General features: G+C 32.8%; 20 protein-coding genes. 14 read left to right on the forward strand and 6 right to left on the reverse strand.

Annotated features, from left to right (window positions below):
• Nucleotides 1-42 precede the first annotated feature (42 nt).
• Entirely contained in the window at nt 43-648 is a 606-nt protein-coding gene (locus tag ACM55M_RS05795; RefSeq protein ID WP_416856634.1) for an NUDIX hydrolase, read from the reverse strand.
• Nucleotides 649-655: 7 nt separating this feature from the next.
• Here ACM55M_RS05795 and pyrE point away from each other — a divergent pair, with 7 nt between their 5' ends.
• The gene (pyrE, locus tag ACM55M_RS05800) at nt 656-1,303 is read left to right on the forward strand and encodes an orotate phosphoribosyltransferase (protein ID WP_416856635.1); all 648 of its coding nucleotides are present in this window, start codon (nt 656-658) and stop codon (nt 1,301-1,303) included.
• Nucleotides 1,304-1,332: 29 nt separating this feature from the next.
• Entirely contained in the window at nt 1,333-1,725 is a 393-nt protein-coding gene (locus ACM55M_RS05805) for an SRPBCC family protein (protein WP_416856636.1), read from the forward strand.
• A 79-nt stretch (nt 1,726-1,804) separates the two neighbouring features.
• Here ACM55M_RS05805 and ACM55M_RS05810 read toward each other — a convergent pair whose 3' ends face one another.
• From ACM55M_RS05810 to ACM55M_RS05825, 4 genes are all read right to left on the reverse strand, one after another.
• Nucleotides 1,805-2,623: a tyrosine-protein phosphatase gene (locus tag ACM55M_RS05810; protein ID WP_416856637.1), complete on the reverse strand. Its 819-nt coding sequence runs from the start codon at nt 2,621-2,623 to the stop codon at nt 1,805-1,807.
• A gap of 28 nt (nt 2,624-2,651) precedes the next feature.
• A complete protein-coding gene (locus ACM55M_RS05815) occupies nt 2,652-5,507 on the reverse strand; it encodes a TonB-dependent receptor (RefSeq protein ID WP_416856638.1) in 2,856 nt (951 codons plus the stop codon).
• 265 nt (nt 5,508-5,772) lie between these two features.
• Nucleotides 5,773-6,168, reverse strand: coding sequence for a helix-turn-helix domain-containing protein (locus ACM55M_RS05820; protein ID WP_416856639.1), 396 nt, complete (start codon nt 6,166-6,168; stop codon nt 5,773-5,775).
• A 776-nt stretch (nt 6,169-6,944) separates the two neighbouring features.
• Nucleotides 6,945-7,673 carry a biotin--[acetyl-CoA-carboxylase] ligase gene (locus ACM55M_RS05825; RefSeq protein ID WP_416856640.1) on the reverse strand — a complete coding sequence of 243 codons (729 nt, stop codon included), beginning with the start codon at nt 7,671-7,673 and terminating at the stop codon, nt 6,945-6,947.
• A gap of 97 nt (nt 7,674-7,770) precedes the next feature.
• On the opposite strand from ACM55M_RS05825, the gene rsfS reads away from it, so the two are divergent.
• The 7 genes from rsfS (at nt 7,771) to ACM55M_RS05860 (ending at nt 13,384) form a co-directional block, all read left to right on the forward strand.
• Nucleotides 7,771-8,142 (forward strand): ribosome silencing factor, encoded by a 372-nt coding sequence (rsfS, locus tag ACM55M_RS05830; RefSeq protein WP_039109645.1) that lies wholly within the window; start codon nt 7,771-7,773, stop codon nt 8,140-8,142.
• Between the two features lie 15 nt (nt 8,143-8,157).
• Nucleotides 8,158-10,083 carry an ATP-dependent zinc metalloprotease FtsH gene (ftsH, locus tag ACM55M_RS05835; RefSeq protein WP_416856641.1) on the forward strand — a complete coding sequence of 642 codons (1,926 nt, stop codon included), beginning with the start codon at nt 8,158-8,160 and terminating at the stop codon, nt 10,081-10,083.
• A gap of 115 nt (nt 10,084-10,198) precedes the next feature.
• The gene (locus ACM55M_RS05840) at nt 10,199-10,801 is read left to right on the forward strand and encodes an LUD domain-containing protein (protein ID WP_416856642.1); all 603 of its coding nucleotides are present in this window, start codon (nt 10,199-10,201) and stop codon (nt 10,799-10,801) included.
• A 1-nt stretch (nt 10,802) separates the two neighbouring features.
• Complete coding sequence (locus ACM55M_RS05845; protein WP_416856643.1) at nt 10,803-11,693, forward strand: phosphatidate cytidylyltransferase; 891 nt, start codon at nt 10,803-10,805, stop codon at nt 11,691-11,693.
• Nucleotides 11,683-12,336, forward strand: coding sequence for a phosphatidylserine decarboxylase family protein (locus ACM55M_RS05850; RefSeq protein ID WP_416856644.1), 654 nt, complete (start codon nt 11,683-11,685; stop codon nt 12,334-12,336). The genes ACM55M_RS05845 and ACM55M_RS05850 overlap by 11 nt, the downstream gene beginning before the upstream one ends.
• Nucleotides 12,336-12,605 carry an acyl-CoA-binding protein gene (locus tag ACM55M_RS05855; RefSeq protein ID WP_416856645.1) on the forward strand — a complete coding sequence of 90 codons (270 nt, stop codon included), beginning with the start codon at nt 12,336-12,338 and terminating at the stop codon, nt 12,603-12,605. The genes ACM55M_RS05850 and ACM55M_RS05855 overlap by 1 nt, the downstream gene beginning before the upstream one ends.
• A gap of 8 nt (nt 12,606-12,613) precedes the next feature.
• Nucleotides 12,614-13,384 (forward strand): superoxide dismutase, encoded by a 771-nt coding sequence (locus tag ACM55M_RS05860; protein WP_416856646.1) that lies wholly within the window; start codon nt 12,614-12,616, stop codon nt 13,382-13,384.
• Between the two features lie 124 nt (nt 13,385-13,508).
• Here the strand turns inward: ACM55M_RS05860 and ACM55M_RS05865 are convergent, their stop codons facing one another.
• Nucleotides 13,509-15,377 (reverse strand): alpha-amylase family glycosyl hydrolase, encoded by a 1,869-nt coding sequence (locus ACM55M_RS05865; RefSeq protein WP_416856647.1) that lies wholly within the window; start codon nt 15,375-15,377, stop codon nt 13,509-13,511.
• 273 nt (nt 15,378-15,650) lie between these two features.
• On the opposite strand from ACM55M_RS05865, the gene ACM55M_RS05870 reads away from it, so the two are divergent.
• From ACM55M_RS05870 to ACM55M_RS05890, 5 genes are all read left to right on the forward strand, one after another.
• Nucleotides 15,651-17,282, forward strand: a complete 1,632-nt coding sequence (locus tag ACM55M_RS05870) for an OstA-like protein (RefSeq protein ID WP_416856648.1) — start codon at nt 15,651-15,653, stop codon at nt 17,280-17,282.
• An 80-nt stretch (nt 17,283-17,362) separates the two neighbouring features.
• On the forward strand, nt 17,363-18,550 hold the full coding sequence (locus tag ACM55M_RS05875) for an aspartate aminotransferase family protein (protein WP_416856649.1): 1,188 nt from the start codon (nt 17,363-17,365) through the stop codon (nt 18,548-18,550).
• Between the two features lie 291 nt (nt 18,551-18,841).
• Nucleotides 18,842-20,236 (forward strand): tetratricopeptide repeat protein, encoded by a 1,395-nt coding sequence (locus ACM55M_RS05880; RefSeq protein WP_416856650.1) that lies wholly within the window; start codon nt 18,842-18,844, stop codon nt 20,234-20,236.
• Nucleotides 20,236-20,985: a shikimate dehydrogenase family protein gene (locus ACM55M_RS05885; protein WP_416856651.1), complete on the forward strand. Its 750-nt coding sequence runs from the start codon at nt 20,236-20,238 to the stop codon at nt 20,983-20,985. The genes ACM55M_RS05880 and ACM55M_RS05885 overlap by 1 nt, the downstream gene beginning before the upstream one ends.
• Before the next feature lie 323 nt (nt 20,986-21,308).
• Nucleotides 21,309-23,330, forward strand: a complete 2,022-nt coding sequence (locus tag ACM55M_RS05890; protein WP_416856652.1) for a DUF349 domain-containing protein — start codon at nt 21,309-21,311, stop codon at nt 23,328-23,330.
• Nucleotides 23,331-23,460: the final 130 nt, after the last annotated feature.

A 23,460-nucleotide genomic window follows, 5' to 3' on the forward strand; every position in this document is an offset into this window, starting at 1 on the left:
GCCCCTTTTTTTTACTGGTGACACGCCCAAAACAGCGTTACTTTATGAATGAAGACTTTTTTCTTCTTCAAACAATAATTTTATGTTTTCATAAGAATTTTTTAAAGCTTCCTTAATTTGTTCGGGATTCATCCAAGCCACTTTTTCGATTCCTTCTTCTAATTGTCCTTGAGGAGTACCTTCAAAATTAGATTGCATTTCGAACCAATGTGTGATTTTTAGTTTATATTTTCCATTACGCCTGAAAATATGATAGGTTTTTTGAAGTTTATGGGAAATTGTTAAACCATTTACGCCAGTCTCCTCTTCTACTTCCCGCATGGCTGTAGCTTCTATTTCTTCGCCTTTTTCGATTCCCCCCTTAGGTAAATCCCATTTTCCGTTTCTGAAAATGAATAAAACCTCCCCTTTTTTATTATAAACTAAGCCACCTCCTGCTTTATTAACAGGAATTTTTGCTTTCAAAGTCTTCATAATCTCCCTTTCATCGGGGTGATACAGGTAGGCTTTTTGAATTTTATTTTGAAAGATTTTTACTATAAGCTGCTCTATGTCAATACTTTCTAATAAAAAAAGTTGAAAATCTGTCTCCTTAGAGATGTGATTTGTCAAAAAAAGTGGTTTGTCGTTAACAAAAACTTTATACATTTGTACTATGATTTTTAATAAAGAAACAGCCGAAAAAACAGCCGAATTGCTTTTGCAAATAAATGCAATTAAATTGAATCCAGGAAATCCTTTTACATGGGCTTCCGGATGGAAATCTCCTATCTACTGTGATAACCGATTAATACTCTCATTTCCAGCCATAAGAAATTATGTTCGGGATGAATTTGCCAAAAATATTGAAAAACAATTTGGCAAACCTGATGTTATTGCCGGAGTTGCCACAGGAGCAATAGGAATTGGAATGCTCGTAGCCGAAAGTTTAGGGTTACCATTTGTGTATGTTCGCCCAGAAGCAAAAAAACACGGAAGGTTAAACCAAGTAGAAGGTTTTTTACAAAAAGGACAAAATGTAGTCGTTGTAGAAGACTTGATTAGTACTGGAAACAGCAGTTTACTTGCCGTTGAAGCTTTACGTGCAGCAGGAGCAAACATAAAAGGTATGGCAGCCATTTTTACTTATGGTTTTGATGTTGCGGACCGTAATTTCAAAGATGCAAATATTGATTTATTTACCCTTAGTAATTATACGAATTTATTGAATTTGGCTGTTGCCAAAAAATATATTACCGAAGAAGAGGAACAAACCTTGAGAGAATGGAACGTGAGTCCATCAACTTGGAATATTGAAGTTTAAAAAATTTAAAAATACAAATCCACGAAACTATGAACTTACAAAGTCCAAAAGTTACTGTTCCAAAATCAGCTCAAGAATTATTTGATTTATTGAGTGACGTTAAAAATTTCGAAAAATTGATGCCGGAAAGTATTGCTAAATTTGAAATTATTGGTGACGATGCATTCATTTTTGGATTGAAAGGCATGCCGGAAATAAAATTAAAAATGAAAGAAAAAGTAGCGCCAAACAAAATTGTTTTGGGTGCTGCAAGTGATAAACTTCCTTTTACTTTAATCGCAAATATTGATGCTGTTTCAGATAATTCAAGCACTGTAAAACTCGATTTTGAAGGAGATTTTAATCCTATGATGGCGATGATGATCAAAGGTCCTATTGGAAAATTTATTGAAACATTGGCTTTGAACATGAATAAATTATAACATTAAAAAAAATATTGTTTTAAAATAAAAAACCCATCTTAAATAATTTTAGACGGGTTTCTTATTTTTTATATTTGATTTATTTTACCAAATACTTTTTCTTTATTTCATTTTTTATTTTTTTATCAATATCGAATTCTACTAATAGCATTTTGTCAATACTTCCGTATTTTTTGATGATATTATTCCAAGAAGCCTCTAAATAAGATGCTTTAACCCCCATTAACATAGCCATTCTTTCTTCTGGAATTCCATAGGCTTTGTATTTATTTAAATCTGTTTTTTGAATTGCTTCATTCGATCTTAAATAATCTTTCATAATTTCCTCATCTGAAACATCTAAAATGTACAAAAATAAAGCTGAAGCCAATCCTGTTCTGTCTTTACCCGCCGTACAATGAAACAACACTACTGATTCGTCTTTTGCTATTTCATCGAAGAAAGGTTTAAAATCTTTGATATGGTTTGTAAATCCATCACTAACTCCAATCATTAAAGAATCTAATGCCGCTTCACTAAACTTTGGAGAAATTAAAACCTTCATAAATTGGCCCATTTCTTTTTCGTTAATTGATCCTATTAACGCTCTTTTGGTTTCAATTTTTTGACCAACAGGAATAAAATCAGGATCTTTTTGTATCTCATTGTCACTTCTAAAATCGACAATTGTAGTAATTTTCATTGCATAAAATTTTGCAATATCACTTTCTGTAAGTTTCGCAAAATTACCTGAACGATATATAATTCCTTCTTTGATCTTTCTTCCCTCTTGGTTTTGGATTCCAGATAAGGATCTAAAATTAGAACTCATTTCTATATTCATATTTTGTTGAGCAAAACTGCTTATTGCTAAAAATAGTGATAGTATAACTATGTTAAATTTCATTGTATTTTTCATCTTATATTTTTATTTAATATTATTAATTTTATAAAATATGGTATCTGATTCCTAATTGACCGTTTATTGATGACCACTCACTGTTAGTAATCCTGCCTTGATTTTTTCCTAAATATTGTTGAAATGGCGCGTTGCTAAGATTTCTAACTTCCATAAAAACTTTTATTTTGTTGCTGATGGAATAATCTGCCGACAGATCGACAGTGAAATTACTTTTGGCCGAGATATAATAATCAGGCCCTAAGTTTTGATTGATTGTTTCTACCGATTCTCCTCTAAAATTTCCTGCAATTCTAAACATAAACCCGTATTTTTCATAAAAAACAGATGAGTTAAACAATAATTTAGATTGATTTGGCAAGGTGGTTTCGTCAGTGGCAATTATTTTACCTGTAGCATCATATCTTGAAACTTCAAGTTTTGAATTGATTATTGAAGTATTAAAATCGACCCCGAATCCTCCCATAAAACCACTCAACTCCGTAAATCTTTTTGTAATTCCTATTTCGAAACCTAATAAACTAGCGTCTTTAATATTTTTGGGTTGTGTCACTAAATAATCTACACCATTGATTTTTTCGTATGAAATATCTTTAAAAATATAATCCGAGATTCCTTTATAAAATACACCAGCGGTAATTAGTCCGATGTCATTTAAGAAATATTCTCCCATCAAATCAAAATTATTAGAAAAAGTAGGTAACAATTCAGTATTTCCTCTAGTAATTTTGAATACAGATCCTGTAATATCTACTATTTCACTTGGGTTTAAATCTGGTAAATTAGGTCTAGCAAAAGTTCTTGTATAAGCTGCTCGCAAATTGATATTTTCATTAATAGCGTATTTTATATGCAACATTGGTAAGAAAGCATTGTATGATGATTTTTTTGTAATTGGCGAAACAGCTTTAGTTTTTGCATCATAAGTGCTGCTATTCATAGTAACATCTGTTTGCTCATTTCGAACACCAGCAATGATTTTTGTTTTATCAGTAAGGTCATAAACACCCATTACATATGTGCTAAAAACATCTTCTTTTCCATTAAATTTTGTGGTTGCATTGGAGGCTGAAGAATAATCTTTAAACCCATTTGCAGTAAAATATTCTGGAGAAAAAATAGTAAACAATTGATCTTTTGTAATCGGATTTACAATAAGATTATTGAAAGGACTGTTTATTTCTGAAAAGAAGTTATCCGCATTTGGATATCCTTCGCTTGCTAAATTGCTCATTGGAACCAAGGCTGGAGAACCAGGAATACCAAGAGCTGCACCTGGTAAGTAAGCTAATGGTGTTTGCTCTCCTGAATAATTTTTAAACTTTAGCTTGGAACCCGCTTTGATGGATAATTTATCAGTAGCATCATAGGTTAAATTTAATTGTCCTATTTGATCTTTATCTCTTTGGTCTAATTGATAAATTACCAATTGTTGCAAGGTTAATTTTGTTGGATCCATAACATCGTTTGGATTGGTCAACTTTGGGTCAATAGCAAAAATATCCACTCCCGTTCCGTTTGGAGAATCGAATGTGTTGTAGATTAATCCATCGGAAGATCTGTTTCCAAAATCACCAACTAATTTCTGATTGAATTGTGCTATTGGTAAGCCTCTCTTGTCAGATGGCATATTGGGCGGTGTGTCTAAAAGGTATGACATTTCATTATTAGAGAAAGACCAATCCATTTTCAATTTAGAAATAATTCGATGTTCGCCACCAATTTCTATCGCATTCAAACTTGTTTTGTAATCAGAATAGCGATAACTAAAGGTGTATCTTTTTTTGGCAAAATCATAAAAAGATTCATAAACAGGCCTTACATCTTGAAATTTATCATACAAAAATTTACCGAAAAATTTGTTTTTATCATTCAACACATAATCAAAAGAACCACTAAAAGCTTTGGTAATTCTTTCTCCAAAATAACGTTTAGCATTTACCGAATTGATGGCATATTTTTGTGATTGAGTTGCTGCATTAACATTATAATCAACAACCTCTTCATCTGTAGCAAAATTTCTATCCCAAACCGAAGCGGCAAATACAATTCCCAGTTTGTCTTTAAAGAACCTTTGACCATAAACAATAGATCCGTTATACGAACCTTTTCCAGATTTTTCATTATATCCACCACCCAAACTAGCGTTCAACATTGTTTTTTGGGGTGCATTTCGTGAAACAAAATTTACAGATCCGCCAATTGCATCTCCTTCCATATCTGGAGTAATTGCTTTTGAAAGTTGAATATATTGAATCATTTCGGTAGGAATAGCATCTAAAAGCGTGTTTCTTGTTCCTGTTACTGTAGCACTCGGCAATCTATTTCCGTTATACAAAGTCGATGTCCATCCGTAAGGAGTTCCCCTAACACTTACTTGATTCGCTTCTCCGTGATAACGATTTACACTTACACTTGGCATTCTCTGAACGGCTTCGGCAGCATTACGGTCTGGTAATTTACCCACAGCATCGGCCGAAAGAACATCCATAATTGCTAATGATTTTTTCTTGATACTCAATGCTTTAATTTGCGAATGAGCTGTAAAACCTTTTACAATTACTTCATTCAAAGCACCTTCCTTTGCAGCAAGTACAATTGTCCCTAAATTGTTTATTCCAGATACTAATTTTATTTCTTTAGTTGTGCTTATGTAGCCCATATAACTAAAATAAATTGTAATTTGACCTTCAGTCAAATTAGAAATCTGGTAATTCCCATCTAAATCAGTATTCCATCCAATTTTTTTTTCTAGAATTGTAACATTTACTCCTGGTAAATACGATTTTCCGTCAGAAATTTTTCCGATAATTGACGCTCGATTTTGAGCTATTATCTGTGTCCCAATCAACATCAATCCGAATAGCAATAGTAATTTTTTCATTGTTTTATTAGTTTTTAAAAATATCTGGGGCAAAACTATTGGAAGATATTTTTTTAGAAGTCTTTTTAAATTTACACGTACAAAAACAAACAAAATAAAAAATAAACAACTGTTTTACAGTTATTTACAAACAACACCAAATTGTTATCAAAGTGTAAATAAGTTGTAGAGCGGAACATTTTACTTTCTTAATAGAATTTGTTTAAGACAAAATAGAGTGTAGAAAACATTAATTAGGAGAAAATAAAAATGTTTTAGATAGTTATTATTCTAACAACATCTTTTTATAGTCACTAGGAGTTGCTCCAGTAATTTGTTTGAAATATTTATAAAAAGTAGATTTGTTTTTAAAACCGCTTTCATAACCAATGGTTACAAAATTGGATTCTTGTTTTTCATCAATCAATCTTTTAGCCTCTTCAACCCTCAAAGAATTGATATATTGATAAAAATTAGTTTTTAATTGTAAATTAAGTGATTGCGTGATTTTAACTTTCGAAATCCTTAAATCCAAAGAAAGCTTGTCTAAATTGAATTCAGAATCTAAATGACCTTTTTTTAATTTAAAATAAGAATTTACAGCAGTAATTATATTATCCATTTCAGTTGAATCTAACTCATAATTTTTATATTTTTCTTCAATTTTTAATTCTGAAATCACCTTTTGAATTTCGAAAAATATAGCAAATCGAATATGAATCACGTAAACAAAAATAAATAACATAAAGAGGTAAAAAATAAATCTCATATTTATTGAACTCGTAAAGTTAAATACCATCAAAAGGACGGCCCAAACAACGAGGACTCCCAATAAACAAAAAATGATGCTAATGACTTTTATAATATTTATTTTATGGGCAAAAATTTTATTCCTTTCAACCTGTAAATCGGTAATCAATCGCAAACAATAAATGCTGTAACCAAGGAAAGACGGCATTAAAAGCACCATCACGACAAGATTAGAATTGTTAATAATTATATAAAAGAAAGGATGATTTACCGAAATAAATAATATGACAACATTGAGTATAAAACCAATAAAAAATGGAATACAATGATATAAAATTTGTTTTATGGCGATTTTTTTGTCCAAAACAGAGAGTGTATAAAAATACAACATTGGACCATAGAGAAATGAAAAGCTCCCGTGCAGTTTTTCAAATAAATTCGCATCTTGATAAATCAAAATTATGGCTATTTTGAACAGGATATGAAAAAAAACTACCCCAAAAAAAATGCTCAGATAAAAATCTTCTTGTTTAAATTTTTTATTAAAAAAAATTAATAGAGCCGTAATCAGCGATTGTATAGAAGTTAAATACAATAAAAATAGCATAGTGAATCTTATTAAGATACAAAGTTACGCTTACAGGATTACCCTAAAGTTACCGTTATATTATGCTTTTTTATTTCATAAAAAACAACTGCAATTCAACTTCAATATAACATTTGAATTTCCTTGATGTCAAATTCAGAAATACGATCATCTTCCAAAAGAACCTGAAGTTTTCCAATAGGAGAAATACCTTGGATAATTCCCATAAAATTTTGATTATTCTGATCTGAAAAAGGCATTGGAATTCCTTTTTTAAATAGTTTATCAGTGTAATCTGACCATGACATTTCAGCGTTTTGGTTCCATAATTTTATATTAGATTCTATTTTATCCATAATAGAAAAAAGCAATTCCTCCTTATCAAATTGTTTATTACAAATAACCGCTAAAGAAGACGCTTTGGGCAAATTTCCAAAATCAGTTTGATTCACATTTAGACCTAAACCGACAATAGAAATAATAGTGCCGTCACTTTTGATGCTATTTTCTATCAAAATGCCACCTATTTTTTTATTGTATGACAATATGTCGTTTGGCCATTTTATACTAAGATGGGGAATCTTATAGGATTCCAAAACATCAATTACTGCAAGTGAAACTGAAATATTTAGATTGTATATCTGACAAATATTTGATAAAAAATCTTTAACCAAAACACTCATTATTAAGTTTTTACTAGCCTCAGAGTCCCAAACAGCACCCATTTGTCCTTTGCCTTTTGTTTGGCTTTCAGCAGTAACAACAGTAAAATTTTCTAGTTCTTGTTTGTTCGATAACCCTTTTAGGAATTCATTTGTAGAATCTATGGCATCGAGTTTGATAACTTTCATATACGTTTTTTTGTGAAACAGAATTTAATATTATGTTAAGGTTCAAAAATAATCACAAAAAATGGTAACTTTACAAACTTATATATAAAAATAATTCATGGCGAAAAAGACTATAAACAATGACGTGCTATTAGCGAACATCATTAAAGGAATAGAAGAGGTAAAAGGAAATGATATTGATATTCTTGATTTAAGAGAAATAGACACGGCAGTTTGCGACTATTTCATCATCTGCAATGGAAATTCAAACACGCAAGTTAACGCAATTGTAAACTCTATCCAAAAAACAGTTTCAAAAGAATTAAAAGACAAGCCTTGGCATGTTGAAGGGACTGATAATGCAGAATGGGTTCTTATGGATTATGTAAATATCGTGGTTCATGTTTTCCAAAAACACATCCGAGAATATTACAACATTGAGAGTCTTTGGGGTGATGCAAAAATCACTACAATCGAAAACAAATACTAAAGAAACAAACTTCTAATGGCTAAAGATAATAATCCAAATTCGAATAAATTTAAAATAAGTCCTTGGTTAATTTATACAGCAATTCTTTTAATTTTCTTGTTTATAAGTTTCATAACTGGAGGTTCAACTTTAAGTGAACCAGCGCAATTAACTTCTTCTAAATTTAATAATTATTTAGAAAAAGGTCAAATTGAAAAAGTTATCGTTTACAATAAAACTGAGGCTGAAGTATATCTTAACGCAGCAGCTTTGAAAGATCCTGCGAATAAAAAAGTTGCTAAAGATGTTTTTGACAGACCTAACAAAGGTCCTCATTATTCATTCGATATTGGTAATGATCAAATATTTCAAACTAAACTTGAAAAAGCTGTTGTTGAAGGAAAATTAAAAGATTTTAACTTCTTACCAAAAAATAATTGGTCTGATATCTTAATCAGTTTATTGCCAATCATCATCATTATAGGTGTTTGGATTTTTATCATGAGAAAAATGTCAGGCGGCGGCGGCGGCGGCGGCGGACAAATTTTCAATATTGGAAAATCTAAAGCGAAACTTTTTGACGAAAAAACCGATATCAAAACCACATTCAAGGATGTTGCTGGTCTTGAAGGAGCGAAAGAAGAAATACAAGAAATTGTAGAATTCTTGAAAAATCCTGAAAAGTACACCAATCTTGGAGGTAAAATTCCAAAAGGAGCTTTACTCGTAGGGCCTCCAGGAACAGGAAAAACGTTACTAGCTAAAGCCGTTGCAGGTGAAGCGCAAGTACCGTTCTTCTCTTTATCAGGTTCTGATTTTGTCGAAATGTTTGTGGGTGTAGGTGCTTCACGTGTCCGTGACTTATTCAAACAAGCCAAAGAAAAATCTCCAGCTATCATTTTCATTGATGAGATTGATGCTGTAGGTAGAGCCAGAGGAAAAAGCAATATGTCAGGTGGAAATGACGAACGTGAAAACACACTAAACCAATTACTTACTGAAATGGATGGTTTTGGAACCAATTCAAATGTAATTGTATTGGCAGCAACAAATAGAGCTGATGTTCTTGACAAAGCGTTAATGCGTGCGGGTCGTTTTGACAGACAAATTTTTGTTGATTTACCAGATATTCGTGAGCGTGCAGAAATTTTTAAAGTACACTTAGCTCCTTTGAAAAAAATAGAAGGATTAGATACTGACTTTTTAGCTAAACAAACTCCAGGTTTTTCTGGTGCTGATATTGCCAATGTATGTAATGAAGCCGCTTTGATTGCAGCAAGACATAATAAAACAGCAGTTGACAAACAAGATTTCCTTGATGCAGTTGATAGAATTGTAGGTGGTCTTGAAAAGAAAAATAAAATTGTAACTCCAGAAGAAAAGAAAGCAATTGCTATCCATGAAGCTGGCCACGCAACAGTAAGTTGGATGCTCGAACATGCAGCTCCTTTAATAAAAGTAACTATTGTTCCTAGAGGGCAAAGTTTAGGTGCAGCATGGTATTTACCGGAAGAACGATTAATTGTTCGTCCTGATCAAATGCTAGACGAAATGTGTGCTACTATGGGCGGAAGAGCTGCAGAAAAAGTAACTTTCAACAGAATTTCAACAGGTGCATTAAGTGATTTAGAAAAAGTAACTAAACAAGCTCGTGCGATGGTTACCATTTATGGTTTGAATGAAAAAATAGGTAATGTTACTTATTATGATTCAACCGGACAAAGTGAATACAGTTTTTCAAAACCATATTCTGAAGAAACTGCTAGAGTAATTGACGAAGAAATTTCATTACTTATTGAAAGTCAGTACCAAAGAGCTATTGAAATCTTAGAAGAAAATAAAGATAAACTAGATCAACTTGCAAATATTCTAATTGAAAAAGAAGTTATTTTTAAAGATGATTTAGAAGCTATTTTTGGAAAAAGAACTTTTGACAAAAATCTTGAGGAAGTGGTCTCTTAAAAAAATACATAATTATTTAATTATTTTTAAAATCTTAATTCAAAAACCTTTTTTGAATTAAGATTTTTTTATCTTTGGACGTTCTCAAATAATAAATTAAGTAGTTTACAAGAATATGAGTCTTTTTAGAAAAATTTTTGGTTCTAGCAATCCGGCTTCTGAGGAAGATAAAGAAAGTGAATTTAATAATTCCTTTGCTGATAAAGCTACCTCTATAGATGAAAAATTTATCTACAATTTTAAAAAAAATGGTGGTAAATTTTTATACTGCGAAAACTCAGAAGAAGTAAAAGAACAATTTGAAAACATACTCGAAGAAAATGACTGGTTTGAAAGTGAAGCTTTATGTTATGAGCCGGCTCTTTTTGGGATGCTTGATGACAATAAGCTTAATTATGACAAACCTAAAAATCCAAAATTCATTCTTGCAAGTTGTGAAAATTTAATTGCTGAGGAAGGTTCTATATTATTCTCTTCAAAACAGATTAAACAAAACAAACCAAACGAATTACCGGCAAACATTATCATTTTAGCACATACAAGTCAAATTCTTGATGCTAAAAGTGACGGGCTTAGCGCTATAAAAAAGAAATACCAAACTGATTATCCTACCAATATAACTACAATAAAATATTTCGAAAAAGCGAAAGAGGAAGATTTTACACAATACGGAAGTTCGGCAAAAAATCTATATTTATTGCTTTTAGAAGATCTTTAAAATGAATGAAACTCTAAAACGAGGTATATCAGGAGCCATTTATATCATCTTATTACTCGCTTCTATTTTATATTCAACGGAAAGCTTTTTTATTCTATTTGGAATCTTTCTTGTAATTACAGTTTATGAATTTTGCAATTTAATTCAAATACATAAATTATTTCCAATTCTTTTCGGAACAGTTTTATATACTATAGTAACTTTAGTAAGCCATTACAATAAAATTACTACAGATACTATCAATAATATATTCAATACTGATTTAGAAATTTCAATAAACATACAACAATTAGACGTAGTTTTATTGGTGGTAGCATTGGTGGTATCCATAAAATGCATCCTTTTCTTGTTTTATGATAATATTCAAAAAATAAGTACTTCTTCCAAATACTTGTATTTATTAGGGTATATTATACTGCCATTTGTATTTATTACTAAAATTTCATTTGGAATAAATGACTATAATCCTAAAATTATAATTGGTTTATTTATCTTAATCTGGACTAATGACACCTTTGCCTACATTGTAGGGAAATCTATAGGTCGAACCAAATTATTCGAAAAAATATCCCCTAAAAAAACTATAGAAGGATTCTTCGGCGGAGTCGTTTTTGCGGTTTTAGCGGGTTATTTAATATCAAAATACTATATCCGAGCCAATCCACAATTTAGTGACCGATCTATCTTAATTTGGACCTCAATAGCTGTAATTGTTGGAATTGTAGGCACCGTTGGAGATTTAATTGAATCCAAATTCAAACGTATAGCTGGTGTAAAAGACAGCGGAAGTATCATGCCAGGCCATGGAGGCATTCTAGATCGATTAGATAGTGTTATATTTGTAGCACCAATTATATTTTTATTTTACCAAATCTTAAACTATGTTTCATAAAGAAGGAACCCCATCAATTTTATTAGGTACTATTTTTACTGCTGTAGTCCTTTTATTGTCCGACAAATTTATTGACACCAATTGGCTTAAAATGTTAATTCAATTAAGTGCCCTTTTGCTTTTGATTATCATTTTACAATTCTTCAGAAATCCAAAAAGGACTGCCATACTTAATGAGAATGTAATTCTTGCTCCGGTTGACGGAAAAGTGGTTGTTATTGAAGAAGTATATGAAGGAGAATATTTTAAAGACAAACGTTTGCAAATTTCGATTTTCATGTCACCAATAAATGTGCATGTAACGCGTTATGGACTAAGCGGAATTGTAAAATTCAGTAAATACCATCCTGGAAAATTCTTAGTGGCTTGGCATCCAAAAGCAAGCGAAGAAAACGAAAGAACAACAGTAGTCATTGAAAATAATACATTCGGTGCCATTCTATACCGACAAATTGCGGGTGCTTTAGCCCGAAGAATTGTAAACTATGCCGAAGAAGGGATGCAGGTTATTCAGGGAACTGATGCCGGTTTTATAAAATTTGGCTCAAGAGTAGATATTTTTTTACCATTAGGAACACCAATAAATGTAGTTCTTAATCAAAAAGCAATTGGAGGAAAAACAATTATTGCTACAAAAGGATAATGATTGAAAAAGATTTAGATACCCGATTTCAAGAAGCAGTTGAAATAGCTTCTGAAATGACTCAAGCATCTTTACCACAAGATGTTCAGCTAAGACTTTATGCTTTTTATAAACAGGCTTCTCTGGGAACTTTAGATCTAAAACAAACCTCAAATTATCATTTAAGAGATGCTTTCAAAATAAATGCTTGGATGCAAATAAGCCATCTTACTACAGATGAAGCTAAAGAACAGTATATCGAAATCATCAATTCTATTGTAAAAAAATAATCTAACTCATGAAAAAGTTTAATTTTTATATCCCTTGTTTAGTATTAGCAACCCTATTACTCTCCTGCAATAACAAAAAACTGACTGAAGTTGTTGAAGTTCCTCTTCCAACAGTTCAAGAAAAAATATCAGCAGGAATTCCTGATGATGTAAAGGCTAATGAAGGTTCTTTTCAACTGGAAAAACTAACATATTCTTATGATGCTTTAGCACCAAATATTTCAGCTAGTACACTAGAAATGCATTATTCTAAACATTATTTAACCTACACGAATAACTTGAATCAGGCTGTAGCGGGAACTGTATTAGAAAACCTGACGATTGAGGAAGTATTAGCAAAGTTAGATTTGAATGATGCCAATACTAGAAATAATGCTGGCGGTTATTACAATCATACTTTATACTGGCAAATTATGGCTCCTAAAGCCGGTGGAAATCCCACAGGTATTTTAGCCGAAGCAATTACAACCGATTTTGGTTCATTCGAAAGTTTTGTGACTTTATTCAAAAATGAAGCTACAAAACAATTTGGTTCCGGTTGGGTATGGCTTGTGGTTGATAAAACTGGAAAACTTCAAGTGACCAGTACTCAAAACCAGGATAATCCTTTAATGAAAAATGCACTTATTCCCGGGACTCCAATATTAGCCTTAGATGTTTGGGAACACGCTTATTATTTGGATTACCAATACAAAAGAAAAAATTATATCGATGCTTTTTTTAATATAATCAATTGGAAAAAAGTGGGGGAGAATTATGATGCCGCGATAAAAAAATAATTCTCTAGATTTAAATCATAAAAAAATGCTGATAGTTTCATATCAGCATTTTTTGTTTAAAATTTTTCTTTCCTTTTCAAAATCACAATAAAGGAACTACAACTTTGTGTAGCCTACTTATGTTCTATAATTGGTAAATAAACGATTCGGAAGGAGCTATTGTAATATGGGCTTTTCCTACCCCGTTTAAAACCTGCAATTGAATGGCACTTTTATGATACAACTGATCTGTTAACGTATAATTTCCATCTTTCAAATTCCATTTTTGCATAATATACGAAGGAATTTTTATTTCGAAATTACTAGTGGTTAACCAAGAAAAATTAGTGACTACTAATAACTTTTCCGTATCAGACCAACGGAGGAAAGCATAAATCCCGGAATCATACCCTTGCGTTTCATGGCGATTAACTGTTTGAATTTCTTGGTATTTACCCATCAAAGCAGCACTTTTAAGAGAAAAATTCAGCAATCTTTTATAAAAATCACGCAGGTCTTTTTCGCTTTGTGATAATTGACCTCCGTCAAATTTCCCTCCATTCATCCAGCGTTGGTGATTTGGAACACCTACATAATCAAATATTGAAGTTCTGGAATGCGTCCCAAAACCTGCATTTTCATTTCCTGCCTCTCCTACTTCCTGACCAAAATAAATCATCGTTGGCGAAGTACTTATTGTGGTAGAAACGACCATTAAGGGTTTTCCTTTTTCTGGCGTTCCCGCAAATTCCGGACTTGCTAAACGTTGTTCATCATGATTGTCTAGAAAATGCAACATATGATGCTCAATATCAGCCATCCCGTTTTGTATGTCCGATAATCCGTCAGGCAACGATTTCCCTCTAATTACATCTTTTAATTTATCATACGTTTCTACCTTATCATATAAATAATCCATTTTACCCAAACGAATGTAATTTCTATATTCATTGGGATTGTAGACTTCGGCCAATAAAAAAGCATTCGGATTTTTAACTTTAATAGCGGAATTCATATAGCTCCAAAATTCATACGGTACCATTTCTGCCATATCGTATCGGAAACCATCAACTCCTTTATCTGTCCAGTACAACGCAATATCTTTGAATTTTTTCCAAGAATCCGGGACGTCTTTTCCTTTCCAAAAATCGAAATGTTCTTTGTATGATTTTGTATCAAAACCAGCAGGAAGTTCTGGAAAATCTTTCGAACCATCAGGGCGAATTCCGTAATTTACTTTGACCGTTTCGTACCAATCATTGCGATCTGGTTTTGCCAAACGAGACCCGTTACCAGTCCATTTTGCAGGATATTCTTCAAATTTTCCATCAATAAGCGGATTCTCTTCTCCGTTTAATGCTTTCTCGGTATCAGGGACTTCAAAGTGTTTATTTGGTATATAGTAGAAATTATTATCTCTTTTATATTCGACAGTTACATCATCATTGGCACCAAAATCAGTAACATTCTTTGGATTATTCTTCCCTTCATATTTGCGCGCAATATGATTGGGAACAATATCTATAATTACCTTTAAACCCGCTTGATGCGTTCTTGCAATTAATGCCTCAAATTCTTGCAAACGATTGGCTGGATTAACTGCCAAATCCGGATTCACATTGTAATAATCTTTTACGGCATAAGGCGATCCTGCCCGTCCTTTGACTACATCAGGATCATCATTAGAAATTCCTATTGCGGTGTAATCACGTATCAAAGCATGATGTGGAACTCCGGTGTACCAAATATAAGTAACCCCTAAATCTTTTATTTCCTGTAATGCTGTATCTGTAAAATCATTAAACTTCCCCACCCCATTTTCCTCAAAGGTTCCCCAAGGTTTATTGCTGGTGTTTTTATTTCCGAATAACCGTGTAAAAACCTGATATACAACTTCTTTTTTATTTGAGACGGTCTCTTTCTGTGCTGCGTTCATTTTTAAATCTTTCGTTTTACAAGCTGTCGCCAAAAGCACCACGCTTATTCCTGCAACAATAGTTATTTTTTTTATCATACAAAATTATTTACGCTGATTTCTGTCTTTTTTTATGATTTGTAAATCAATTTTTAAATTTAATATTTTTTAGAATAAAGAAGCTGCTATCGTTTGAAATTAAAATGAATCCGTTTTTAAAAAAGGATACTACAACGAAAGAGTCTCATTATTTGTTGATAACTTTAGAATAAGCTCAATTGTTTTTTGACGTCCTACTATCTAATTATAAATAAATCCTAATATGGATTAGGATTGTCTCCTTTTTCATAAATTTGACAAAAAATAAATCCCTTGAAGAAACCGCTATTTTTCATTCGTTGTTGTTTGCTCTTACTTTGTACTAATTTGGTTTTGGCACAAACACCAAAAAAAATTATTGTTGAACATTCCGATTTCGCAGATGTAAATCAAGTTGAAATGCCCGATGCTTTTTTACTCACCGGAAACGTACGTGTCAATCATGATGGAGTCGTTTTAACCTGTAATAAAGCCTATTATTTTCAAAAGGAAAATTACATAAAGGCTTTTGGAAATGTACAATTAGTTCAAGGAGACACTTTATTTTTAAACAGTAAATATGCTGAATATAATGGAAATGTAAAAAAAGCACTTGCTACGGGAAATGCAGTAATGAGTTCTCCAGATGCTACATTGGCAACAGACACTATCAACTTTGACAGAAACACGCAGGAAGTATTTTACAATTCTCCCGGAACAATCGTAAATAAGGATAATACTTTAAAAAGCAAATCAGGAAGGTATTATGTAGCTCAAAAAAAATTCCAATTCTTAACGGCTGTTACTATTACAAATCCAACGTATGTGATAAAAACAAATCATTTGGATTATTTCAGTAATTCAGGACATTCCTATCTTTTAGGGCCTTCGACAGTTACCAGTAAGGCTAATTATATTTATACCGAAAAAGGATTTTATGACACCAAAAAAAATCTGGCACATTTTCTTAATAAATCGTATATTAGATACGATGATCGGGTTATAAAAGGAGACAGCTTGTACTATGATAGAAATAGGGAATTTGCATCGGCAACACGGAATGTAAAAATAACGGATTCCATCAATCGCGGAATTGTTAAAGGGAATTACGCCGAAATATATAAAAACCAAGATTCGATGTTTGTCACCAAAAGAGCCGTAGCAGTAAACTTTGTAGAAAACGACTCGGTTTACATTCATGGCAAAAAATTAATGGTTACCGGTAAAGAAGGCAACCGAATTATTAGAGCGTTCAACAATGTTCGCTTTTACAAAACGGACATGAGCGGTAAATGTGATTCGATACATTCGAGTTCCAAAACAGCCTTGACAAAACTGATAGGAAATCCAATACTTTGGAATGGTGAAAACCAGATTACAGGTGACATCATGCATCTTATTGGGAATAATACCACCAAAGCGCTCGATTCGCTTAAAGTCCTCAATAATACTTTTCTGGTCTCGAAAGACACACTGGGAACGGGCTTTAATCAGGTAAAAGGACAAAATCTCTTTGGGAAATTTGAGGAAGGAAAATTGCATGATGTAGACATAATTAAAAACACCGAAGTCATTTATTATATGCGGAATGACGCCAAAGAACTCATTGGCATCAATAAAAATGTAAGTAGCAAAATCAATATTATCTTTGACAAAAATACGATAGAAACCATCACCTTTTTTAAGCAAGTCGATGGCGATATATTTCCCGAGAAAGAGTTACCTGAAAACGCACGAAAACTCCGGGGTTTAGTCTGGCGGGGCGATGAGAGAATAAAATCCAAAGACGATATTTTTCCTCCGGAAGAAAATCAAGACAACGCTAAAATAGCCAAAGCAACCAAAGCCGAAGATGCAAAGAAAGATGTTCCAATAAAAATCCGAAAGGAAACATTGAACTATGATAAGAAGAAAGGCAAAAAGTAGTGGTCAGTCTCAATTGCTCAGATTCCAAATAAAAAGTTTCAGCTAACAGTTCACAAAAATAAACGAATAAACAAATAACCGTGAATAACGATTTCCTAAAATACCAAGCACAAACTTCCCCGTATCCATTGGGTATGGAAGTATCGCATGCAGTAGGTTCTTATATTTACGATTCCAACAATAAAAAATATTTGGATTTTGTGGCCGGAGTTTCCGCGTGTACATTGGGACATCAACACCCCAGAGTCAATCAGGCCATCAAAGATCAGTTAGACAAATATTCACACGTAATGGTCTATGGGGAATATTCCCAAAGTCCCGCCGTTCTGTATTGCAAACTATTAGCCTCGCTCCTGCCCGCTCCTTTAGACAAAACCTATTTGGTAAATTCAGGTACGGAAGCCATTGAAGGCGCTTTAAAACTCGCCAGAAGAACCACAGGAAGAAGCCAATTGATATCGTGCCACAATGCCTATCACGGAAATACTATGGGATCCATGAGCGTGATGGGATTTGAAGAACGCAAAAGAATTTTTCGCCCGTTGATTCCTGATGTCGATTTTATCACGTTCAATAACGAAGACGATATACAAAAAATAACAACGAAAACTGCAGGAATTATTCTGGAAACCATTCAAGGTGGCGCCGGATTTATTCAGCCACACAATGATTTCCTTAAAAAAGTACGCCAACGCTGCACTGAAGTGGGCGCGATTATGATTCTCGACGAAATCCAGCCGGGTTTTGGGAGAACAGGGACACTTTTTGGATTCCAAAATTACGATGTCGTTCCTGATATTGTCGTTATGGGAAAAGGAATGGGCGGCGGAATGCCTGTAGGTGCTTTTACGGCTTCATCTGCCATGATGGATTTGTTGAGCGATAATCCTAAACTGGGTCACATCACGACTTTTGGAGGTCACCCTGTCATTGCGTCAGCCTGTTTGGCGACTTTGCAGGAAATTACTGAGACCAACCTCATGGCCGAAGTTATGGAGAAAGAAAAGCTATTCAGAACACTTTTGGTACATCCTTTGATAGTAGAAATAAGAGGAAAAGGATTAATGCTGGCCGCAATGACTGAAAGTGCCGATATAACAAACGAAGTGATTCTTAAATGCCAAGACAAAGGACTCATTTTATTCTGGTTACTGTTTGAAGGATGTGCTATTAGAATAACACCTCCTCTAACCATTTCTGAAGAAGAAATACGAGAAGGTTGTAGCATCATACTTGAAGTAATGGATGAAATGATGATTGAAGAATGATGATTAACGATTTTTGATTGCAGAAGTAGCAACATTGATTACATATCACATAGATTCAAAATAATTAAAAAAATTGGGAGCTATTTACTTCGTCAGTTCGCTTTGCTCGTGTCCCGCTATACGTTGCAATCCACGCGAAAAGCGTGGGATTTCCAATTCTATCAGGGCTATGCCATCAGTTTAAACCAAAGCTTTTTTTGTTAATTAAATTGTTCACAACAATTCTAACTTTTTCTCACAGTACACGCACGATTCCCTAAATTTATTTAGGCCAAATTAAAAACACACAGTATGCAATTAAGCAACGAAGAAGAAGACTATAACTTATCATTGTCTAAATTTGAGTCCATGTTGAAAACCAACAAAGTTCTCTTTTTTGACTCCGAAGAATTTGAAGAAATCATTCTTCATTATCTCGATATGGGTAAGGCCGCTTTGGCAAAAAAAGCGTTGAAACTGGCATTGGAACAACATCCAAAATCTACCGGACTAAAATTAGTCCAAGTGGAAATGCTGGTTTATGATGACAAACTCGAATTAGCTGAAAAGCTATTGAATGAATTATATGCCATCGAACCAACCAATGAAGAAATTTATATTCAAAAAGCCAATATCTGTTCTAAAAGAGACCAGCACGAAAAGGCCGTGGAAATGTTGAAAATAGCATTACAATACACTGATGATTATGCCGATGTCTATAATCTAATAGGCATGGAATATCTTTTTATGGACAATCTTGAAATGGCCAAAGAAAGCTTTATCAAGTGTCTGGAAGAAGATCTGGAAGACCAATCCGCATTATACAACGTTGTGTATTGTTTTGAATTTTTAGATCAAAATCAAGAGGCTATCGCCTATTTGAATAAATACATCGACCAAAACCCATACAGCGAAATCGCCTGGCACCAATTGGGTCGTTTGCATTATGGTGTAAAAGAATATGAAAATGCAATTCGCGCCTTTGATTATGCTACTTTAATAGATGATGAATTCCTAGGTGCTTTCATGGAAAAAGCCAAAGCTTATGAGCGTTTAAAAAAATACGCCGAAGCCATCGAAAGTTACAGCAGAACCATCGAATTAGATGATGCTACTTCCTATGCTTTACTCCGTATGGGAAAATGTTATGAAAAACTAGGAAACAAAGTTTTAGCATTAAAATATTTCAATAAAACGGTACATGAAGATCCTCTTTTAGACAAAGGATGGATTGCTATAACTGACTTTTATGTACGTCAAAAAAACTATCAAAAAGCGTTGTTTTTTGTCAACAAAGCATTAGCCATTGACAATCAAAATCGTTTGTACTGGAAACGCTTTGCAACTATTAATAAACAAATGAACTTCTTTGAAGAAGCCGAACTTGGCTACAGGAAAGCAGTGGAATTTGGTGATTACGGATTAGACACTTGGTTGTTTTGGGTGGATATTCTTCAGTTTTTAGGAGAATTTGAAAGTGCTATTCAAACTTTATTACAAGCCTCTGAATATTTTCCGGAAGAGAATGAAGTAGAATACCGTTTGGCCGGGTTGTATTTTATGATTGGACAAAACACTAAAGCAAAATTCCATTTAAGTAATGCTTTGCGATTGAATTTTGACAACTATATTCTTTTAGAAGATTTATTCCCTGTAGTTTGGACAAAGAAAATGGTACAAAATTACATAGCAAAATATAAAAAATAATGGTTGACATAGTTAGAAAACGCTTTGGTTTATTAGGACGCAACATTAATTATTCTTTTTCAAAAGGATATTTTACAGATAAATTCAATAACGAAAACTTCACTGGTTGTACCTATGAGAATTTTGATATTCCTCAAATATCCTCTTTTCCTGAGGTAATTAAAAACACTTCGGATTTAAAAGGATTGAATGTTACCATTCCGTACAAGGAAACAGTAATTCCGTTTTTGGATAAATTATCTAAAAACGCAGCACAAATTGGCGCTGTTAATACCATTAAAATTACTAAAAAAGGAAAATTGAAAGGATACAATACGGACTATTATGGTTTCAAAAAATCATTACAACCTTTATTGCAGCCACACCACAAAAAAGCATTGATTTTAGGAACAGGAGGCGCTTCTAAAGGAGTCGCTTTTGCTTTGGATGAACTAGATATTCCATACACTTTTGTTTCCAGAGAAGCCAAAGAAAATGCTATCGATTATGACCGAATCAATGGGACAACATTTGATAATTACCAAATCATAATAAACTCCACTCCAGTAGGAACAAGCCCTAATGTGGATGCATTTCCATTAATTCCGTATGAGTTTTTCACGAATAAGCACATTGCTTATGATTTGATCTACAATCCTGCAGAAACTCAATTTCTTAAGAGAGCAGCTGCACAAGGGGCTCAAATCAAAAATGGTTTGGATATGCTTATTTTTCAAGCAGAGAAAGCCTGGAAGATTTGGAATAAATAATAGAAAAACTTCATTTTTCGTATACACACTTATGTAAGTAAAAAAGCCGCTTAAAAAAAGTGGCTTTTTGTTTAAAATATTGAACTGCAGTAAATAAAAAAACTGATTAATTACCAAAACCCTAGCCCTGATGGTAGCGGCATCATTTTTTATCCGCTTTTTCGGCGGATAAAAAAGATACAGCGAATAGCAGGAAATTGCATCAAAAAAAGGAAAATTTTAACATAAAACGACTCTAAATAAAGGATTTATTTTGTAATTTCATGCTCCTTTACTATCTTTCGTGTTCGATACAAAAAATAAAAACCTTACACATTGAAAAAATGTTAGAAGAAAAGAATGATAACCTGCTGGAAGCAGATGGAAGTTTAGAGAATAATTCACTTGAATTAAATCAATCAGATAGTATTATGGAAACTGAAACAATTGACGAAAATAACGATAGCGTAGCTGTTCACCCTATTGACGAAAATGTTGTAACCCTAACAGGGGAAGAGTTGACACATGATGAACCTACTATAGAAACTGAAAACCAATCGGTATTAAACGCGATTACGGAAGCTAATGCTGAAGAAAGCGAAGATGACACGTTGAAAGAGCGTCACGATATTCCGATGCAGGATTACGATACATTGTCTCTTGAGGTACTGGTTGAAGAACTTAAAAGTTTAGTTACCAGTGAGAAAGTGATGTCAGCAAAGGATCATATTGAAGAAATTAAAAAAGCATTCTTAGCAAAATACAATCATCTTCTTGAAGAGAAAAAAGAGGAATTTCTCGCTAAAAATCAAGATCTAAATGAAGAATTTCAATATCATTCTCCGTTAAAAACCCAATTTGATAAATATTATTCTCTTTTTAGAGATACTAAAAATACACATTTCAAGAGTTTACAAACGAACTTAAAAACCAATTTGGAAAATCGTTTGGCTATTGTTGAGGAATTAAAAGAGTTAATCAATCCACAGGAAAACATCAAAGACACCTTAAAACATTTTAATGATTTAAGAGAACGATGGAAAAATGCGGGACCAATTCCGAAAGATAAATACAATCACGTTTGGAATAATTTTCATTTTCATGTGGAAAATTTCTATGACTATTTGCATCTTGACCGAGAAGCGAGAGACTTGGATTTCAAACATAATCTAGAACAAAAACAAAAAATTGTCGCACGTGTCGAAGAATTGGTAAAAGAAGCTGATGTTAATAAAGCGTTCCGAGAATTACAGGATTTACATAGAATTTGGAAAGAAGATATTGGACCTGTTTCTAGAGAACATCGTGATGAAATCTGGAACAAGTTTAGTGATTTGACTAAGCAAATGCATGATAAACGTGAAGTTTTGTTTGAAAATCAAAGAGGAACAGAACTTGAAAATTTAGAAAAGAAAAAAGAAATTATCACCAAAATTGAAGTTTTAGCGACCGAAAAAGTGAATGCTCATTCGCAATGGCTGACTCAAATAGAAAAAATAGAAGCCTTAAGAACTGCTTTCTTTTCAGCCGGAAAAGTCCCATCGGATGTAAATGAAGAAACTTGGGCAAGTTTTAAAACTGCCGTTAGAAATTTTAATTCTTTCAAAAATTCATTTTATAAAGACATTAAGAAAGATCAAAACGACAATTTAAGCAAAAAAACAGCTCTTGTTGCTAAAGCCAAAGAACTACAAGAAAGCACTGATTTCGCTGTGACTACACCTATTATGAAGCAAATTCAGGATGAGTGGAAACAAATAGGACATGTCCCTAGAAAATATTCCGATAAAATTTGGAAAGAATTCAAAGATGCCTGTAATCATTATTTTGACAAATTAAAAGAGCAAAAGAATGAGGAAAATGGCGAAGAAGTGGAAGCTTTTGATAATAAAAAAGCCTATTTAGAAACGTTGAGAGAATTCCAATTGACCGGTGATCATAAAACGGATTTAGATTCCATAAAATTACATATTGAAACTTGGAAAAACTTTGGAAAAGTTCCTTTTCCAAGAAGACATATCGAAGGAAAATTCAATAAAATATTAGATGCACTTTTTGAAAAATTAAGTTTGAGTAAAAAGGACACTGATATGATCCGTTTTGCCAATAGAATGGACAACTTATCAGAAAGTAACGATATTCGCAAACTGGATAACGAAAAGATATTCCTGATGCGTAAAATTGAGGAAGTGCAGAATGAAATTTTCCAACTAGAGAATAACATTCAGTTTTTCACCAACACAAGAAATGCAAAAAAAGAAAATTCCATTGTATTAGAAGTTCGTAAAAACATAGCTATTCACAAAGAAAGTCTTGATGTTTGGAAAGAAAAACTAAAACAATTGAGAAATTTGAAAATAGAATAATTTTCAGAAATTTTTAAAATTATAAACCTCGTTCTTAAATAGTGTGAGGTTTTTTTATGCAAAAGAGGTTCCGAATTTAAAAATTTAACTTTCATTTATCAGAAAAAACCATCTTAAGTCAGCTGTTAAT

The sequence above is a fragment of the Flavobacterium galactosi genome, assembly GCF_048158585.1.
Classification (GTDB): domain Bacteria; phylum Bacteroidota; class Bacteroidia; order Flavobacteriales; family Flavobacteriaceae; genus Flavobacterium; species Flavobacterium galactosi.

Excerpts from the sequence above, each read along its gene's own strand:
- ACM55M_RS05795 (WP_416856634.1), bottom strand. The coding sequence starts at position 648 with ATGTATAAAGTTTTTGTTAACGACAAACCACTTTTTTTGACAAATCAC.
- pyrE (WP_416856635.1), top strand. The coding sequence starts at position 656 with ATGATTTTTAATAAAGAAACAGCCGAAAAAACAGCCGAATTGCTTTTG.
- ACM55M_RS05805 (WP_416856636.1), top strand. The coding sequence starts at position 1,333 with ATGAACTTACAAAGTCCAAAAGTTACTGTTCCAAAATCAGCTCAAGAA.
- ACM55M_RS05810 (WP_416856637.1), bottom strand. The coding sequence starts at position 2,623 with ATGAAAAATACAATGAAATTTAACATAGTTATACTATCACTATTTTTA.
- ACM55M_RS05815 (WP_416856638.1), bottom strand. The coding sequence starts at position 5,507 with ATGAAAAAATTACTATTGCTATTCGGATTGATGTTGATTGGGACACAG.
- ACM55M_RS05825 (WP_416856640.1), bottom strand. The coding sequence starts at position 7,673 with ATGAAAGTTATCAAACTCGATGCCATAGATTCTACAAATGAATTCCTA.
- rsfS (WP_039109645.1), top strand. The coding sequence starts at position 7,771 with ATGGCGAAAAAGACTATAAACAATGACGTGCTATTAGCGAACATCATT.
- ftsH (WP_416856641.1), top strand. The coding sequence starts at position 8,158 with ATGGCTAAAGATAATAATCCAAATTCGAATAAATTTAAAATAAGTCCT.
- ACM55M_RS05840 (WP_416856642.1), top strand. The coding sequence starts at position 10,199 with ATGAGTCTTTTTAGAAAAATTTTTGGTTCTAGCAATCCGGCTTCTGAG.
- ACM55M_RS05845 (WP_416856643.1), top strand. The coding sequence starts at position 10,803 with ATGAATGAAACTCTAAAACGAGGTATATCAGGAGCCATTTATATCATC.
- ACM55M_RS05850 (WP_416856644.1), top strand. The coding sequence starts at position 11,683 with ATGTTTCATAAAGAAGGAACCCCATCAATTTTATTAGGTACTATTTTT.
- ACM55M_RS05855 (WP_416856645.1), top strand. The coding sequence starts at position 12,336 with ATGATTGAAAAAGATTTAGATACCCGATTTCAAGAAGCAGTTGAAATA.
- ACM55M_RS05860 (WP_416856646.1), top strand. The coding sequence starts at position 12,614 with ATGAAAAAGTTTAATTTTTATATCCCTTGTTTAGTATTAGCAACCCTA.
- ACM55M_RS05865 (WP_416856647.1), bottom strand. The coding sequence starts at position 15,377 with ATGATAAAAAAAATAACTATTGTTGCAGGAATAAGCGTGGTGCTTTTG.
- ACM55M_RS05880 (WP_416856650.1), top strand. The coding sequence starts at position 18,842 with ATGCAATTAAGCAACGAAGAAGAAGACTATAACTTATCATTGTCTAAA.
- ACM55M_RS05885 (WP_416856651.1), top strand. The coding sequence starts at position 20,236 with ATGGTTGACATAGTTAGAAAACGCTTTGGTTTATTAGGACGCAACATT.
- ACM55M_RS05890 (WP_416856652.1), top strand. The coding sequence starts at position 21,309 with ATGTTAGAAGAAAAGAATGATAACCTGCTGGAAGCAGATGGAAGTTTA.